The sequence below is a fragment of the Acidovorax sp. GW823-FHT01C06 genome (genome assembly GCF_058798375.1).
In genome coordinates, this window is record NZ_JBXAKN010000003.1 from 440,837 (window position 1) to 458,062 (window position 17,226).

Here is a 17,226-nt window from a genome sequence, read left to right on the forward strand (position 1 = left end):
TTCGTTACATCACGATGCGGCGGAAGTCCGCCAGCAGCGAGGCAAAGTACACGTTGAAGCGCGCAGCGCTGGCGCCGTCGATCACGCGGTGGTCCCAGCTCAGGCTCAAAGGCAGCATGAGGCGCGGCGCGAACTGCTTGCCGTCCCATTTAGGCTCCAGGCTGCTCTTGCACACGCCCATGATGGCGACTTCAGGCGCGTTGATGATGGGCGTGAAGTAGCGCCCGCCAATGCCGCCCAGCGAGCTGATGGAGAAGCAGCCGCCGGTCATGTCGGCCGGGCCGAGCTTGCCGTCGCGGGCCTTCTTGGCCAGGTCGCCCATCTCTTGCGAGATCTGCACGATGCCCTTCTTGTCGGCGTCGCGGATGACGGGCACGACGAGGCCGTTGGGCGTGTCGGCCGCGAAGCCGATGTGGAAGTAGTTCTTGAGCACCAGCTGGTCGCCGTCAAGCGAGCTGTTGAACTCGGGGAACCTCTTGAGCGCGGCCACGGCGGCCTTGATCATGAAGGCGAGCATGGTGACCTTGACGCCACTCTTCTCGTTTTCCTTGTTGAACTGCACGCGGAAGGCTTCGAGGTCGGTGATGTCCGCGTCGTCGTGGTTGGTGACGTGCGGGATGACGACCCAGTTGCGGTGCAGGTTGGCACCGCTGATCTTCTTGATGCGCGAGAGGTCCTTGCGCTCCACGGGGCCGAACTTGGTGAAGTCCACCTTGGGCCAGGGCAGCAGGTCCAGGCCCACGCCGGAACCGCCCGCCGCTGCAGGCGCCTTGGCAGCCTGCGCCTTGGTCTGGGCGGCACCCGCCATCACCTGCTTGGTGAAGGACTGCACATCGTCCTGCGTGATGCGGCCCTTGGGGCCGGTGCCCTTGACCTCGTCGATGGGCACGCCCAGCTCGCGGGCGAACTTGCGCACGGAAGGGCTGGCGTGGGGCAGGCCCACGGTGGGCGTGCCGGGCTGGTGGGCGGGCACGGAGGCCGTGGCGGCGACCGGTGCAGCGGCTGCAGCAACCGGTGCGGGGGCGGCAACAGGCGCAGCAGCGGGCGCCGCCGCCGGCGCTGCGGGTGCTGCAGCTGCAGCAGGCGCACTGCCCGCCACGCCCTCCAGCAGGGCCACGAGGTCGCCGATGTTGACGGTGTCGCCGATCTTGACCTTGAGCTCCTTGAGCACGCCGGCGGCGGGCGAAGGGATCTCCATGGAGGCCTTGTCGGATTCGACGGTGAACAGCGACTGCTCGACCTTGATGGTGTCACCCACCTTGACCAGCAGTTCAATGACGGCCACGTCCTTGAAGTCGCCGATGTCGGGCACGCGCACTTCCACCGGGCCCGCAGCCGCAGCCGCAGGGGCTGCGGCGGGCGCAGCCGGCGCAGGCGCGGCTGCGGCCACGGGGGCTGCAGCCGGGGCGGCAGCGGGTGCAGGTGCCGCCGCCGGGGCTGCGGCCGCAACGCCCGCGTCGGCGGCTTCGACCACGGCGATCACGGAGCCCTGCTTGACCTTGTCGCCCAGGGCGATCTTGAGGTCCTTGACCACGCCTGCGTGGCTGGATGGAATCTCCATGGAGGCCTTGTCGGACTCCACGGTGATGAGCGACTGCTCGGCCTTGACCGTGTCGCCCACCTTGACCAGCAGTTCGATCACGCCCACTTCGTCGAAATCCCCGATGTCCGGGACTTGAATGTCTACCAATGCCATTGTTGTCTCCGTTCGGTTTATGCGTAGAGCGGGTTGACCTTGTCGGCCTGGATGTTGTACTTGGCAATCGCCTCGGCCACCTTGGTGGCGGGCAGCAGGCCGTCTTCGCTCAGCGCCTTGAGTGCAGCGACCACGATGTAGTGGCGGTTGATCTCGAAGTGCTCGCGCAGCTTGCTGCGGAAGTCACTGCGGCCAAAGCCGTCGGTGCCCAGCACCTTGTAGGTGCGGCCCTTGGGGATGAAGGGGCGGATCTGCTCGGCATAGGCCTTCATGTAGTCGGTGGATGCGACCACGGGGCCTTGCGATGCGGACAGTTGCTGCGTGACGAACGGCACCTTGGGCGCTTCGGTCGGGTGCAGCAGGCTCCAGCGCTCGGCGTTCTGGCCGTCGCGGGTCAGTTCGTTGAAGCTCGGGCAGCTCCACACCGAGGCGGCCACGCCCCAGTCCTTTTCGAGCAACTCCTGTGCAAAGAACGATTCGCGCAGGATGGTGCCGCTGCCCAGCAGTTGCACCGTGGGCGCATCCTTGGGCAGTGCGGGCGCCTGCTTGCACAGGTACATGCCCTTGATGATCTGCTCCTCGGTGCCAGGCTGCAGGCCGGGCATGGGGTAGTTTTCGTTCAGCAGCGTCAGGTAGTAAAAGACGTTCTCCTGGCGCTCGACCATGCGCTTCATGCCGTCGTGCATGATCACCGCGACTTCGTGCGCGAAGGTCGGGTCGTAGCTCACGCAGTTGGGGATGGTGTTGGCCAGGATGTGGCTGTGGCCGTCTTCATGCTGCAGGCCTTCGCCGTTGAGCGTGGTGCGGCCCGAGGTGCCGCCCAAGAGGAAGCCACGCGCCTGCATGTCGCCCGCCGCCCAGGCCAGGTCGCCGATGCGCTGGAAGCCGAACATGGAGTAGTACACGTAGAACGGGATCATGATCCGGTTGTTCGTGCTGTAGCTGGTGGCCGCCGCGATCCAGCTGCTCATGCCGCCGGCTTCGTTGATGCCTTCCTGCAGGATCTGGCCGGCCTTGTCTTCCTTGTAGTACATGACCTGGTCCTTGTCGACCGGGGTGTACTGCTGGCCTGCGGGGTTGTAGATGCCGATCTGGCGGAACAGGCCTTCCATGCCGAAGGTGCGGGCCTCGTCCACCAGGATGGGCACCACGCGCGGGCCCAGGGCCTGGTCGCGCAGCAGCTGGGTGAGGAAGCGCACGTAAGCCTGCGTGGTGGAGATTTCGCGGCCTTCGGGCGTGGCTTCCAGGATGGCCTTGAAGGTGTCCAGCGCGGGCACGGTGAAGCTCTCGTCGGCTTTCACGCGGCGGTGCGGCAGGTACCCGCCCAGGGCCTTGCGGCGCTCGTGCAGGTACTTCATTTCCGGGGTGTCGTCGGCCGGCTTGTAGAAAGGCAGCTCGGCGAGCTGGCTGTCCGGGACGGGGATGTTGAAGCGGTCGCGGAAGGCCTTGATGTCTTCGTCACTGAGCTTCTTCGTCTGGTGGACGGTGTTCTTGCCCTCGCCGATCTTGCCCATGCCAAAACCCTTCACGGTCTTGACCAGCAGGACGGAGGGCTGGCCGCCGTGGTTCTGCGCGGCATGGAATGCGGCATAGACCTTTTGCGAATCATGGCCGCCGCGCTGCAGGTTCCAGATCTCGTCGTCGGTCATGTGCTCGACCATCTTCAGGGTGCGCGGGTCGCGGCCGAAGAAGTTCTTGCGCACGTAGGCACCGTCGTTGGCCTTCATGGCCTGGTAGTCGCCATCGTTGGTTTCCATCATGAGCTTGCGCAGCGCGCCGTCCTTGTCGGCGGCCAGCAGCGCATCCCAGCCCTTGCCCCAGATCAGCTTGATGACGTTCCAGCCAGCACCACGGAACTCGCCTTCGAGCTCCTGGATGATCTTGCCGTTGCCACGCACGGGGCCGTCCAGGCGCTGCAGGTTGCAGTTGATGACGAACACCAGGTTGTCGAGCTTCTCGCGCGCGGCCAGGCCGATGGCGCCCAGGGATTCGACCTCGTCCATTTCGCCGTCGCCGCAGAACACCCAGACCTTGCGGTTCTCGGTGTTGGCGATGCCACGGGCGTGCAGGTACTTGAGGAAACGCGCCTGGTAGATGGCCATCAGCGGGCCCAGGCCCATGGACACGGTGGGGAACTGCCAGAACTCGGGCATGAGCTTGGGGTGCGGGTAGCTCGACAGGCCCTTGCCGTCCACTTCCTGGCGGAAATTGAGCAGCTGGTCTTCGGAGAGGCGGCCTTCGAGGTAGGCGCGGGCATAGATGCCGGGGGATACGTGGCCCTGGATGTAGAGCAGGTCACCGCCGTGGTTCTCGCTCTCGGCGTGCCAGAAATGGTTGAAGCCGGCGCCGAACATGCTGGCCAGCGAGGCAAAGGAGCCGATGTGGCCGCCCAGGTCGCCGCCTTCGGGCGGATGGTGGCGGTTGGCCTTGACGACCATGGCCATGGCGTTCCAGCGCATGTAGGCGCGCAGGCGCTGTTCGATTTCGAGGTTGCCGGGGCTGCGTGCCTCCTGGCCGGGCTCGATGGTGTTCACGTAGCCGGTGTTGGCCGAGAACGGCAGGTCCACGCTGTTCTGGCGGGCATGTTCCAGCAATTGCTCCAGCAGGTAGTGGGCGCGCTCGGCCCCCTCCTTGTCGATGACGGCGGACAGCGCATCCATCCACTCACGGGTTTCCTGCTGGTCGGTGTCGGTGGCGGGCGCGGCGCCGTTTCCGGCCTGGGGGTCGGGCTGAGCTGACATGCTTTGTCTCCTGTAGGTGTGGCAGCAATTTAGTACGTTGGCTCTAGTTTCGCATATTTTTTGATAATTTCAAATGGTGCTTATGCATTTCACATTACAAGAAAATGCTGCAGACGCACATTGACCCGCCGTCCCGACACCGGGCATCGCCTCCCCTACACTTGGAACATGGACTCCCTGCCCCCCACGTCTTCCCCCACCGCCATGGTCGTGGCCGCGCCCGCCCGCTGGTGGCGCAAGTGGTGGCGCGGGTTGTCGCCCACCCGGCAGGACCGGTTCGCGGCCCTGGCGCCGCTGGCCGCCGTGCTGATGTTTCTCGCGGCCATCGTGGCCGCGTTCTGGTATTTGCGCGCCGAGGAGGCCGAGCGCGAGCAGGAAGCCCTGCGGCGCGATGTGGAATATGCGCAACAGCGCGTGCGGCTGCGGCTGCTGGAGCGGCAGGAACAGCTCATGCGCATCGCACGCGACCTGTCCAACCAGGAGCTGGAGCGCACGGAATTCGTGAGCCGCGCCGAAACCCTGATCAGCCAGTACCCCGAGCTGCAGGCCATCACCTGGATCGACGAGCGCCGCCGCATCCGCGCCAGCCACGCGGCCCCCACGCTGGCCAGCAGCGAACTGCGCATCGCGGGCGAAGTGCTCAAGCCGGGCGACACCGCCGACACCTTCGGGCTGGCGCGCGACCTGCAGCAGCCGGTGTACGCCCAGCCGGCCGCCACCTCGGGCGACTCGACGCCGCTGCTGCAGCTGCAGGTGCCCTTGAACAACCAGGGCAAGTTCAGCGGCGTGGTGCTGGGCGAATACTCCATCGACAGCCTGCTGCGCTATGGCACGCCCACCGAAGTGCTGGCGCGCTACGCCGTCACGCTGCTGGACGGCAAGAACCAGGTTCTGGCGGGCACCCCCCTGGGCCCGCGCAACACCGCCACCCAGCTCCTGCCCTGGACGCCCCGCGCCAATGAATACGAGGTGCCCGTGTCGCCCGTGGGCAACGGGCTGGTGCTCAAGGCCCAGGCCTACCGCACCTCGCTGGGCGTGGTCGGCAGCGGGCTTTTCTGGCTGGTGGGCACGCTTTCCGCCATGACGGCATGGATGCTGATCGCCACCTGGCGCCACACCCGCCGCCGCATGCAGGCACAACAGGCCCTGGTGGCCGAGACGAATTTCCGCCGCGCGATGGAGAACTCCATCCTCACCGGCATGCGTGCGCTGGACATGGAAGGCCGCATCACCTATGTGAACGCCGCCTTCTGCCAGATGACAGGCTGGAGCGAGGCGGAACTCGTGGGCCTGAAGGCGCCCTTCCCTTACTGGCCCGACTCCGACCACGAAGCCCTGCACGCCAAGCTGCGCGACGAGCTGTCCGGCAAGACCATCGTGGGCGGCTTTCAGGTGCGGGTGCGGCGCAAGAGCGGCACCTTGTTCGATGCCCGCCTGTATGTCTCGCCTCTGATCGATGCGCACGGCCAGCAAACGGGCTGGATGACGTCGATGACCGACATCACCGAGCCCAACCGCATCCGCGAGCAGCTCTCGGCATCGCACGAACGCTTCACCATCGTGCTCGAATCGCTGGACGCGTCGGTGTCGGTGGCCCCGCTGGGCAGCGAAGAGCTGCTGTTCGCCAACAAGCTCTACCGCCAATGGTTCGGCTCGCAGACCGGCGGGCACCTGCAGCTGGTCGCCCAGGCCGGCGTGGTGCCCGTGGCGGGCACCGACCACCGGGGCATGGACGACGAGGACGGCCTCATGGGCCTGCCGACCGACCCGCTGACCAGCGCCCGCACCGAGAACGCCGAGATTTACCTGCCCGACCTGGGCAAGTGGCTGGAAGTGCGCTCGCGCTACCTCAACTGGGTGGACGGGCGCCTGGCCCAGATGGTGATCGCCACCGACATCACCCCCCGCCGCCAGGCCGAGGAGCAGGCGGCGCGCCAGGCCGAGCGCGCGCAGTCGGTCAGCCGCCTCATCACCATGGGCGAAATGGCCTCCAGCGTGGCGCACGAGCTCAACCAGCCGCTCACGGCCATCAACAACTACTGCAGCGGCATGGTCTCGCGCATCCAGAGCGGCCAGCTTACCGAGGAGGCGCTCCTCACGGCGCTGCAGAAGACGGCCCACCAGGCGCAGCGCGCGGGCCAGATCATCCAGCGCATCCGCGCCTTCGTGAAGAAGAGCGAGCCCAACCGCACCCTGGCCGACGTGCACTCGATGGTCAACGAAGCCGTGGAGCTGGCCGACATCGAGCTGCGCCGCCACAACGTGCGCCTCACGCATTACGTAGCCGCCCGCCTGCCGCCCGTGATGGCCGACACCATCCTGATCGAACAGGTGCTGGTCAACCTCATGAAAAACGGCGCCGAAGCCATCCAGCACGCCAGCCGCCCCCCGTCCGGGCGCAGCGTGGAGCTGCGCGTCGTGCCCAAGCACATCGAGGACCGCGAGGTGGTGGAGTTCTCCGTGCAGGACACCGGCAAGGGCCTGGCGCCCGAGGTGCTCGAACGGCTGTTCGAAGCCTTCTTCTCCACCAAGGAAGAAGGCATGGGCATGGGCCTCAATCTGTGCCGCAGCATCGTCGAGTCGCACCAGGGCCGGATGCAGGCGGAGAACCTCTACAATGGATCGGAGGTCACAGGCTGCAGGTTCTCCTTCTGGCTGCCGCTTGCCAAGCCTGCTGATGCCACTACAAATTCTGTAGCACACGTACGAAACCCAAGGACAATTGCATGAGCTTGATTCCGAAAAAAGGCACTGTTTACGTTGTAGACGACGACGAAGCAGTTCGCGATTCCCTGCAGTGGCTGCTGGAAGGCAAGGACTACCGGGTGCGTTGCTTTGATTCGGCCGAAACGTTTCTGTCGCGCTACGACCCGCGCGAGGTGGCCTGCCTGATCGTGGACATCCGCATGGGCGGCATGACGGGCCTGGAGCTGCAGGACCGCCTCATCGAGCGCAAGTCGCCCCTGCCCATCGTGTTCATCACCGGCCACGGCGACGTGCCGATGGCGGTGAACACCATGAAGAAGGGCGCGCTCGACTTCATCCAGAAGCCCTTTGACGAGGAAGAACTGGTCGGATTGGTCGAGCGCATGCTGGACCACGCCCGCGAGGCCTTCGCGGGCTACCAGCAGGCCGCCAGCCGCGATGCCCTGCTGTCCAAGCTCACCAGCCGCGAAGCGCAGGTTCTGGAGCGCATCGTCGCCGGCCGCCTGAACAAGCAGATCGCGGACGACCTGGGCATCAGCATCAAGACGGTGGAGGCGCACCGCGCCAACATCATGGAAAAGCTCAACGCCAACACCGTGGCGGACCTGCTCAAGATCGCGCTGGGCCAGAACGCGCCCAAGGCGTAATACTTATTTTTTTGATAGCTGCTTGCGCTTTCCAATAAAGCGCCAGAGCCCGATTTGACGGATATTTTTTGACATGACCGCCCAACTCATCGACGGCAACGCCCTTTCCCGCCAACTGCGCGCCGACGTGGCGCAACGCGCCGCCGCCCTGAAGGCCCGGGGCACCACGCCCGGGCTGGCGGTGGTCCTGGTGGGCGACAACCCCGCCAGCCAGGTGTACGTGCGCAACAAGGTCAAGGCCTGCGAAGACGGTGGCCTGCATTCCGTCCTTGAAAAATACGAGGCCGACATGACCGAGGCCGCCTTGCTGGCCCGCGTGGAAGCCCTCAACAACGACCCCGCCATCCACGGCATCCTGGTGCAACTGCCCCTGCCCCGGCACATTGACGCGCAGAAGGTGATCGAGGCCATCTCGCCCGCCAAGGACGTGGACGGCTTCCACATCGCCAGCGCCGGGGCCCTGATGACCGGCATGCCCGGCTTCTGGCCCTGCACGCCCTACGGCTGCATGAAGATGCTGGAGAGCATCGGCTACGACCTCAAGGGCAAACACGCCGTGGTCATCGGTCGCAGCAACATCGTGGGCAAGCCGATGGCGCTGATGCTGCTGGGCCAGAACGCCACCGTCACCATCTGCCACAGCGCCACGCAGGACCTCAAGGCACAAACCCTGCAGGCCGACGTGATCGTGGCGGCGGTCGGCAAACGCAATGTGCTGACCGCCGACATGGTCAAGCCCGGCGCCGTGGTGATCGACGTGGGCATGAACCGCAACGACGAAGGCAAGCTCTGCGGCGACGTAGACTTCGACGGCGTCAAGGAAGTGGCGGGCTGGATCACCCCCGTGCCTGGCGGGGTCGGCCCCATGACCATTACCATGCTGCTGGTGAATACCATCGAAGCCGCCGAGCGCACCGCAGCGCACTGACCTGGGTCAGTGCCGTCGATGCCGGCTGCTTTGCAACTTGAACCCGCGCCATCTGGCGCCATCTGATTTCGCATGAGCAACGCCCTCCTCGACTTCTCGGACCTTCCCCATTTCGACCGCATCGCACCGCAGGACGTGGCCCCCGCCGTCGACGTCCTGCTGGAGCGCGCCAACGCGGCGCTGGAAACAGTCACCGCACCGGACTTTCCGGCGCGCTGGGGCGCGATCGCCAAGGTACTGGACGTGGCGACCGAGCAGCTGGGAACCGCTTGGGGCAGCGTCAGCCACCTCAACAGCGTGGCCGACACGCCGGAACTGCGCGCGGCCTACAACGCCGCCCTGCCACGGGTGACGGAGTTCTGGACCCGCCTGGGTGCCGATGAACGCCTGTATGCCAAGTACAAGGCCATCGACCCTGCCACCCTGACGGGCGAGCAGCGGCAGGCCCACCGCAATGCCGTGCGCAATTTCGTGCTCAGCGGCGCGGAGCTGACGGGTTCCGCCAAGGAGCGCTTCGCGCAGATCCAGGAACGCCAGGCCGAGCTGAGCCAGAAGTTCAGCGAGAACGCCCTTGATGCCACGGATGCATACGCCTACTACGCGAGCGCCGAGGAACTCGACGGCATTCCCGCCGATGTGCAGCAGGCCGCGCGGGCGGCGGCGCAGGCCGACGGCAAGGACGGCTACAAGCTCACGCTCAAGATGCCCTGCTACCTGCCGGTGATGCAATTCGCCACCCGCAGCGATCTGCGCGAGAAGCTCTACCGCGCCTACGTCACCCGCGCTTCCGACCAGGCCGAGGGCGATGCGCGCAAATTCGACAACACGGCGCTGATCAGCGAGATCCTGGCACTGCGCCGCGAAGAAGCCCAATTGCTGGGCTATGCCAATTTCGGCGAAGTCTCCGTCGTGCCCAAGATGGCCCAGTCGCCGGACCAGGTGATCGGGTTCCTGCGCGACCTGGCGCGCCGCGCCCGCCCCTATGCCGAGAAGGACGTCGCCGACCTGCGTGCGTTCGCGGCCGAGAAGCTGTCGTTGACCGACCCGCAGGCCTGGGACTGGCCCTACGTCTCCGAGAAGCTCAAGGAGGCGCGCTATGCCTTCAGCGAGCAGGAAGTCAAGAAGTACTTCACGGCGCCCAAGGTGCTGGCGGGCCTGTTCAAGATCATCGAAACCCTGTTCGAGGTGTCCATCCGCCGCGACAGCGCGCCGGTGTGGAACCCCGCCGTGGAGTTCTACCGCATCGAGCGCGGCAATACGCTGGTGGGCCAGTTCTATCTGGACCAGCCCGCCCGCACGGGCAAACGCGGCGGCGCCTGGATGGACGACGTGCGCACCCGCTGGCTGCGCCCCGACACCGGCGTGCTGCAGACCCCCGTGGCGCACCTGGTGTGCAACTTCGCCAGCGGCGTGGACGGCAAGCCGCCGCTGCTCACGCACGACGACGTGATCACCCTTTTCCATGAGTTCGGCCACGGCCTGCACCACATGCTGACCCAGGTGAACGAGCGCGACGTCTCGGGCATCGGCGGCGTGGAATGGGATGCGGTCGAGCTGCCCAGCCAGTTCATGGAGAACTTCTGCTGGGAGTGGGACGTGCTCAAGCACATGACGGCCCACGTGGACACGGGCGAACCCCTGCCCCGCGCGCTGTTCGACAAGATGATCGCCGCCAAGAACTTCCAGAGCGGCATGCAGACGCTGCGCCAGATCGAGTTCTCGCTGTTCGACATGCTGCTGCACACCGAGCACGACCCGGCACAGGACATCATGCCGCTGCTCGACCAGGTGCGCCGCGAGGTGGCCGTGCTGCAGCCGCCGGCCTTCAGCCGCACGGCCCACACCTTCAGCCACATCTTCGCGGGCGGCTACGCCGCCGGCTACTACAGCTACAAGTGGGCCGAGGTGCTGAGCGCCGATGCCTATGCGGCCTTCGAAGAAACGGCCGGCAGCGATGGGCTGCCCAGCACCGAAACGGGCCGCCGCTACCGCGAGGCCATCCTGGAGGCCGGCGGCAGCCGCCCCGCGATGGAGTCCTTCAAGGCCTTCCGGGGCCGCGAGCCCAGCCTGGATGCCCTGCTGCGCCACCAGGGCATGGCCGAAGAGTCGACGGCCTGACCGAATCCATGGCACCCAGGGCAGTTTGCACTGCGCCCGGGGCCGACGATCGATCCTGTATGGAGTGAGAAAAATGAAGATGCACAATCCGCTGACCGCCCCCCTGCTGGCATCCTTGCTGATGGTGTTGGCCAGCGCCAGCGTCCAGGCGCAAGGCGTCTACCGGATCGTTGGCCCGGATGGCAAGGTGACGTTTTCGGACCGCCCGCCGGCCGACGCCAGCGCCCAGCCCGCGCGGGCAGCCGCTGCGCCGCCCGCAGCGGCCAACGCCGCGCTGCCGTACGATCTGCGCCAGACCGCCAGCCGCTTTCCCGTCACGCTCTATACGGGCAACGATTGCCCGCCGTGCACCTCCGCGCGCAATCTGCTCACGTCGCGCGGCATACCGTTCACCGAGCGCACCGTGTCCAGCAACGAGGACATCGCAGCACTGCAGCGCCTGAGCGGCAACTCCAGCCTGCCCTTTGGCACCATCGGCGGCCAGCAGCTCGCGGGTTTTTCTGAAGGGGAATGGACGCAGTACCTGGATGCTGCGGGCTATCCCAAGCAATCGCAGCTGCCCGGCAACTACCGCCAGCCTGCACCCACCCCTCTGGTGGCCATCAAGGCCGTGGAACCTGCAACAGCAGCGGCTGCAGCGTCGGCCCCGGCGTCCGCAGTACCCAGGGTGCGCCCCCCGGCTCCGGCCAATGAGGGGCCGTCGCCCAGCAATCCGGCGGGCATCAGATTCTGAGCGTCCCTCTCCCTGGGAACGGGCGGGCCGGCGGCCGCCAGGACAAAGGGGCCTTTTCAGGCCCCTTTGTCCATTCCGGCGGACATGCGCCCGTGCCCGCCGCCAGGCCCCGGGCTCAATAAGTGAGCGTCTTCACCCCTTGTGCCGTGCCCAGCAGGCAGACCGACGCCTTCTGGTGGGCAAAGACACCCACCGTCACCACGCCCGGCCACTGGTTGATGTCGGACTCGAACGCCAGCGGGTCCGTGATCGAGAGCCCCCGGACGTCCAGGATGTGTTGGCCGTTGTCGGTCACCAGGGGCTGGCCATCCCGCAGCCGCAGCTGCGCCTGGCCGCCCATCGCCGCAAAACGCCGCGCTATGTGGTTGGCGGCCATCGGAATCACCTCGACGGGCAAAGGAAACTGCCCCAGTGCCTGAACCAGCTTGGATTCGTCGGCGATGCACACGAAACGGCTGGCCAGCGCTGCGACGATCTTCTCGCGCGTCAGCGCCGCGCCGCCTCCCTTGACCATGTGGCCCTTGCCGTCGATTTCGTCGGCACCATCGATATAGACCGAAAGGGCCTGGACTTCGTTGGCATCGAACACCGCAATGCCCAGCGCCTTCAGGCGCTCGGTGCTGGCCACGGAGCTCGATACCGCCCCCTTGATCTGGTCCTTGATGGTGGCCAGCGCGTCGATGAACTTGTTGACGGTGGAGCCGGTACCCACCCCCACAATCTCGCCGGGCACCACATATTGCAGCGCGGCCTGGCCTACCAGGGTCTTGAGTTCATCTTGGGTCAGGGAGGTGGAGGTCGTCATGGGAGAAAATCAGGGGGAAACCTTGAATTATCCCCTCATGTCCCTGATCCCCTACGCCCTCACCCGCCCCTTTCTCTTCGGCCTGGATGCCGAGACCGCCCACGAGCTCACCATGGACATGCTGGCGCGCGGACAGCGCACGCCATTGCAATGGGCCTGGTGCAATGAAACCGTGGACGACCCTGTCGAATTGGCGGGCCTGACGTTTCCCAACCGCGTCGGCATGGCGGCGGGGCTGGACAAGAACGCCCGCTGCATCGACGCACTGGGCGCCATGGGCTTCGGCTTCGTGGAAGTGGGCACCGTGACACCCAAGGCGCAGCCCGGCAACCCCAAGCCCCGCATGTTCCGCCTGCCCGAAGCACGCGCGCTCATCAATCGCCTGGGTTTCAACAACGAAGGGCTGGATGCGTTCCTGCACAACGTGCAGCAGGCCCGCTTTCGCTCGCAGAGCCGCAAACACCCCCTGCTGCTGGGCCTGAATATCGGCAAGAACGCCACGACCCCGATCGAGAACGCCACCAGCGACTACCTGGCCTGCCTGGACGGCGTGTACCCGCACGCGGACTACGTCACGGTCAACATCAGCTCGCCCAACACCCAGAACCTGCGCGCGCTGCAGAGCGATGCGGCGCTGGACGCGCTGCTGGGCGCGATCGCCGAGCGCCGAGCAGCCCTGGCGGCGCGGCACGCGCGGCGCGTACCGGTGTTCGTGAAGATTGCCCCGGATCTCGATGAAGCCCAGGTGTCCGTGATCGCCTCCACGCTGCAGCGCCATGGCATGGACGGCGTGATCGCCACCAACACCACCATCAGCCGCGCGGCCGTGCAGGGTTTGCGCCACGCGCAGGAAACCGGCGGGCTCAGCGGCGCCCCGGTGCTGGAAGCCAGCAACCAGGTGATACGCCAGCTGCGCGCGGCCCTGGGCAGCCGTTTTCCCATCATTGGCGTGGGTGGCATCATGAGCGCCGAGGATGCGGTGGGCAAGGTCCGCGCCGGCGCCGATGTGGTGCAAATCTACACCGGGCTGATCTACGAAGGCCCCGCGCTGGTGGCGAAGGCCGCGAAGGCCATCAAGGCCATGGGCTGAGCCACGGCACGCCACCCGCGCGCTAGGCCCCCAAAAAAAGAGCCGCCCATCTGGGCGGCTCTTTTGCCGTGGGACAGAACGCAGGCTCCTGCCGGCCGCCCGGCAAGGTGCCGGCAAGGCCGGTCAGCGCCGCAACCGCATCAGCATGGGCAGCAGCACGCCGGCCCAGCGAATCAGCCGGCGCGGCCCCGCCACGACGGCGACGCCGGCCATGGCCGCCACCGCCAGGGGGTGTTCCCGGGCGAATCCCGCGGCGCGCAGCACGAGGGACTCGTCCAGGCCGCCGTCACCCTGGTCCCGCTGCGCCAATGCCAGCGACTGTGCCCGGGCCGCCCTGCGGGCGCGCAAGCGTTCGCGCTGCATGGCGATCCGGTCCAGCACACGCTGCTGGGCCATGGTGGGCTCGAGAACCACGGCTTGCGGGGCAGTGGTCGATGGGTTCGTCGCAGCCATTACAAACGCTCCTTGATGTCACGCCAGTCCTGCGCCAGCTCGCGCCGCGTAAGGGCAAAGCCCTGGCCCGCCTTCTGCACGACGGAAACCAGCGACATGAGCGTGGCGGCCCAGCCGACAGTCCAGACGGCTGCCACGAGCCAGGCCACCAGGGTGCGCTGGGGGGTGTCCCAGAAATGCACCAGCACCGCCAGCGAGAGCATGATCAAGGCCACCACGGTGAGCCCCGCCACCACAATGGTCAGCACCAGCATCTGCTGCAGGCGCTGCTTCTGATCCTGCCACTCCAGGCGTGCGAGGTCCATGCGGTCTTCCGCCGCGATGGCGCCTTCGATCACGTTGGCGCGCCAGCGGGCCACCAGGGCCTCCAGCCCCAGGAGGGAAAGCCAGTTCATGTGCAACCTCTGCGTTGTGCAGCCGTGCGCGGCAGGCCGGAATCAGCGCCGCGCAAGCAGGAAGCCCACCAGGGCGCCGACGGCCAGCGCGGCCCCGGCCACGCGCCATGGTTCATCGTGCGCATAGCGGTCGGCCGCAAGGGCGGCATCCTTGGCCTGGCGGGCCGCATCCTGCGCCGCGCGCACCGCGGATTCGCGCACGTTGTGCATGCCGTCGTCCAGACGCTGGCGCAGCAGCTTGATTTCAGGGACCGCGTCGAGATCCTTGTTGGCGAGAAGCCCCCGCAGATCAGAAACCAGCTTTTCCAGTTCGCCCTGGGTGGTGGTGGTGTCGGAAGCAGTCATACAAGCCTTTCTTGAAGCAACACAAAAAAATCAATCATCCCTGCCGGAACAGGACTCGGGTTCATCTTAGCCACCTGCCCCCGCCCCGCTTCGTAGGACGGCGACGCAAGAGGTTACGGATTGCAAATGGTTTGCCGCAGATCAGACCAGCGTGGCCACATGGTCCGCAATGGCCAGGGCGCTTGTCAAGCCGGGGGATTCGATGCCAAACAGGTTCACCAGGCCCGGGACGCCGTGCACCGCGGGCCCCTGGATCATGAAGTCCGCCGCGGGTTCCCCGGGGCCATGGATCTTGGGGCGCATGCCCGCATAGCCGGGCGCCAGCGCTCCGTCGCGCAGCGCGGGCCAGTACTTGCGGACCTCGGCGTAGAACGCGTCCCCGCGTGCGGGGTCGACCAGCAGGTCGTCCGGCGAATCAACCCACTGCACGTCGGGGCCGAACTTGGCCTGCCCGCCCAGATCCAGCGTCAGGTGCACGCCCAGGCCGGCAGCCTCGGGCACGGGGTAGATCAAGCGGCTGAAGGGTGCCTTGCCAGACAGCGTGAAATAGCTGCCCTTGGCGTAGTGGGCACGGGGCACATGATCCGCTCCCAGCCCCGCAAAGCGGCGGGCCAGCCCGGGGGCGTGCAGCCCTGCGGCATTGACCACGGTACGGGCTCGCAAACGCGTGCCATCGGAGGCTACCAAATCAATAGCATTCTGCGCGCATTCCGCTTGCGCCAGGGGCGAATTGAGGGCCACGAGTCCCCCCGCATGCTCCAGGTCGCCCTGCAGCGCGAGCATCAAGGCGTGGCTGTCCACGATACCGGTACTGGGCGAAAACAATGCAGCGACGCATTCCAGCGCGGGCTCCAGCGCCTGCGCTTCCTGGCGGCCGAGCCAGCGCAGATCCGGCACGCCGTTGGCTTGCGCCCGTGCCTGGATGGACTCAAGACCAGGCAGCTGCCCCGACGAGGTTGCCACCAGGAGCTTGCCGCAGCGGCGGTGGGGCACGCCACGCTCGGCGCAGTAGGCATACAGCATGTCCCGGCCTTGGACGCACAGCCGCGCTTTCAGCGACCCGGTGGGGTAGTACAGCCCGGCATGGATGACCTCGCTGTTGCGCGAACTGATGCCGGTGCCTATCGCATCCGCGGATTCCAGCACCATCACCTCGCGGCCCCGCAGCGCGAGGGCCCGGGCCACGGCCAGGCCGACCACGCCCGCCCCCACCACCACACAGTCGACTACATCCGCCATTCGCTCGCCCTCGTCCTTGCCCTTCGGTGCTCAGCCTTGCTCGAAGCCGTCGAGCACATTGACGGCATTGGTTCCCAGCTCGGCCGCCGCGTAGCCACCTTCGAGGACGAAGACAGCGGGCAGCCCCAGGCGTGCGAGGCGCGCGCCCAGCCGGGTGAAATCGGACGAGGCGAGTGCGAAGCGGGAAATGGGGTCGCCCTCGAACGCGTCGAGCCCCAGCGAGACCACAAGCGCATCGGCCCCGTGGCTGGCGATCCGCGCACAGGCACTTTCCAGCGCATCGAACCAGGCGGCGGCGCTGGTGCCTGCCGGCAGCGGCAGGTTCAGATTGAAGCCCGCGCCCTCTCCTGACCCGGTTTCGTCCGCATGGCCCAGGTAAAAGGGGTATTCCGTGCGCGGGTCGCCATGCATGCTGATGAACAGCACGTCGGAGCGGTCGTAGAAGATGCTTTGCGTGCCATTGCCATGGTGATAGTCGACATCCAGCAGGGCCACGCGCCGGGCGCCCTCGTTGCGCAATACCTGCGCCGCCACGGCGGCGTTGTTCAGGAAGCAGTAGCCCCCCATGAAGTCCGGGCCGGCATGGTGGCCTGGCGGGCGTGTGCAGCAAAACGCCGCGCCCACACCCCGCGCCACCCGGGTGGCGGCACTGGCGGCCGCATCCGCGCCTGCCTTGGCCGCCGCCCAGGTGCCGGGGGCCATGGGCGTGCCGTTGTCCATGGAGTACAGGCCAAGCCGCGCCACGAAGTTCTCCGGCTCCAGATCGCTGCGCAGGGTGCGCACGGGCCACACGGATGGAAAAGGCTGCACATCGGCGTTCGCGGGGTCCAGCGCCATCCATTGCTGCCAGGCCGTCTGCAGGAAGGCCAGATAGCGCTGCGCATGCACCTGGGACAGCACGGGCCCGCTGTCCACATCCGGCGCCGTGAGGCCGTGGCCCCGCGCGCGCAGTGCCTCTTCGACATAGTCCACGCGCGCAGGCTTCTCGAAGCAGGGAACGCGTTCGCCGCGAAAGAATTCGTGGGTGGGAGCGTGTCCCTGGTGCAGCGGGTTGTGAAAGGTGATCATGGGTCAGGCGTGTCGGCAAAGGAAGCCCGTGGCAGGCCAGGGTGGCCTTCCCGCGGGGCAGTCCCGCCATGGACTCGAGGCTGACACTGTAGCCGCTTTGCGGCGCCCTGCCGCCGAATGGGCCCTGGAGGCCCCGGCCCATGAAAAAACCCCTGCAGACCAGAGATCTGCAGGGGTTGAATTGGTGGGTGATACATGGATCGAACATGTGACCCCTGCCGTGTGAAGGCAGTGCTCTACCGCTGAGCTAATCACCCGTTTC

At 66.7% G+C, this 17,226-nt stretch carries 14 protein-coding genes and 1 tRNA gene; 6 read left to right on the forward strand and 9 right to left on the reverse strand.

Going from position 1 to position 17,226, the window contains the following annotated elements; translation table 11 throughout:
• Positions 1-4: 4 nt before the first annotated feature.
• Both aceF and aceE read right to left on the reverse strand, forming a co-directional pair.
• Positions 5-1,696, reverse strand: a complete 1,692-nt coding sequence (gene aceF / locus AC1RCS_RS10165; protein ID WP_492244959.1) for a dihydrolipoyllysine-residue acetyltransferase — start codon at positions 1,694-1,696, stop codon at positions 5-7.
• Positions 1,697-1,713: 17 nt separating this feature from the next.
• Positions 1,714-4,437 (reverse strand): pyruvate dehydrogenase (acetyl-transferring), homodimeric type, encoded by a 2,724-nt coding sequence (gene aceE / locus AC1RCS_RS10170; RefSeq protein WP_369642405.1) that lies wholly within the window; start codon positions 4,435-4,437, stop codon positions 1,714-1,716.
• A gap of 168 nt (positions 4,438-4,605) precedes the next feature.
• Between aceE and AC1RCS_RS10175 the strand changes: the two genes are divergently transcribed.
• The 5 genes from AC1RCS_RS10175 to AC1RCS_RS10195 all read left to right on the forward strand — a co-directional run bounded on the left by AC1RCS_RS10175 (position 4,606) and on the right by AC1RCS_RS10195 (position 11,569).
• The gene (locus tag AC1RCS_RS10175) at positions 4,606-7,167 is read left to right on the forward strand and encodes a PAS domain S-box protein (RefSeq protein ID WP_218295104.1); all 2,562 of its coding nucleotides are present in this window, start codon (positions 4,606-4,608) and stop codon (positions 7,165-7,167) included.
• Positions 7,164-7,790 carry a response regulator transcription factor gene (locus tag AC1RCS_RS10180; RefSeq protein WP_218295105.1) on the forward strand — a complete coding sequence of 209 codons (627 nt, stop codon included), beginning with the start codon at positions 7,164-7,166 and terminating at the stop codon, positions 7,788-7,790. Before AC1RCS_RS10175 ends, AC1RCS_RS10180 begins: the two co-directional genes overlap by 4 nt.
• A gap of 73 nt (positions 7,791-7,863) precedes the next feature.
• A complete protein-coding gene (folD, locus tag AC1RCS_RS10185; RefSeq protein ID WP_218295106.1) occupies positions 7,864-8,718 on the forward strand; it encodes a bifunctional methylenetetrahydrofolate dehydrogenase/methenyltetrahydrofolate cyclohydrolase FolD in 855 nt (284 codons plus the stop codon).
• Positions 8,719-8,790: 72 nt separating this feature from the next.
• Entirely contained in the window at positions 8,791-10,836 is a 2,046-nt protein-coding gene (locus tag AC1RCS_RS10190; RefSeq protein WP_492244960.1) for a M3 family metallopeptidase, read from the forward strand.
• A 73-nt stretch (positions 10,837-10,909) separates the two neighbouring features.
• Entirely contained in the window at positions 10,910-11,569 is a 660-nt protein-coding gene (locus tag AC1RCS_RS10195) for a glutaredoxin family protein (RefSeq protein WP_218295108.1), read from the forward strand.
• Between the two features lie 115 nt (positions 11,570-11,684).
• Here AC1RCS_RS10195 and rpiA read toward each other — a convergent pair whose 3' ends face one another.
• Positions 11,685-12,374 carry a ribose-5-phosphate isomerase RpiA gene (gene rpiA, locus AC1RCS_RS10200; protein WP_218338650.1) on the reverse strand — a complete coding sequence of 230 codons (690 nt, stop codon included), beginning with the start codon at positions 12,372-12,374 and terminating at the stop codon, positions 11,685-11,687.
• Positions 12,375-12,411: 37 nt separating this feature from the next.
• On the opposite strand from rpiA, the gene AC1RCS_RS10205 reads away from it, so the two are divergent.
• The gene (locus AC1RCS_RS10205) at positions 12,412-13,464 is read left to right on the forward strand and encodes a quinone-dependent dihydroorotate dehydrogenase (protein ID WP_492244961.1); all 1,053 of its coding nucleotides are present in this window, start codon (positions 12,412-12,414) and stop codon (positions 13,462-13,464) included.
• Between the two features lie 123 nt (positions 13,465-13,587).
• Here the strand turns inward: AC1RCS_RS10205 and AC1RCS_RS10210 are convergent, their stop codons facing one another.
• The 6 genes from AC1RCS_RS10210 to AC1RCS_RS10235 form a co-directional block, all read right to left on the reverse strand.
• Positions 13,588-13,917 carry a hypothetical protein gene (locus AC1RCS_RS10210; protein WP_492244962.1) on the reverse strand — a complete coding sequence of 110 codons (330 nt, stop codon included), beginning with the start codon at positions 13,915-13,917 and terminating at the stop codon, positions 13,588-13,590.
• Complete coding sequence (locus AC1RCS_RS10215) at positions 13,917-14,312, reverse strand: phage holin family protein (RefSeq protein WP_218295112.1); 396 nt, start codon at positions 14,310-14,312, stop codon at positions 13,917-13,919. The genes AC1RCS_RS10210 and AC1RCS_RS10215 overlap by 1 nt, the downstream gene beginning before the upstream one ends.
• A gap of 42 nt (positions 14,313-14,354) precedes the next feature.
• Positions 14,355-14,657 carry a DUF883 family protein gene (locus tag AC1RCS_RS10220; protein WP_010458410.1) on the reverse strand — a complete coding sequence of 101 codons (303 nt, stop codon included), beginning with the start codon at positions 14,655-14,657 and terminating at the stop codon, positions 14,355-14,357.
• Between the two features lie 141 nt (positions 14,658-14,798).
• Positions 14,799-15,896, reverse strand: a complete 1,098-nt coding sequence (locus AC1RCS_RS10225; RefSeq protein ID WP_218338654.1) for an NAD(P)/FAD-dependent oxidoreductase — start codon at positions 15,894-15,896, stop codon at positions 14,799-14,801.
• A 30-nt stretch (positions 15,897-15,926) separates the two neighbouring features.
• Positions 15,927-16,964 carry a histone deacetylase family protein gene (locus tag AC1RCS_RS10230; protein WP_218295114.1) on the reverse strand — a complete coding sequence of 346 codons (1,038 nt, stop codon included), beginning with the start codon at positions 16,962-16,964 and terminating at the stop codon, positions 15,927-15,929.
• Between the two features lie 182 nt (positions 16,965-17,146).
• Positions 17,147-17,221: transfer RNA gene (locus AC1RCS_RS10235), tRNA-Val, on the reverse strand.
• Between the last annotated feature and the right edge of the window lie 5 nt (positions 17,222-17,226).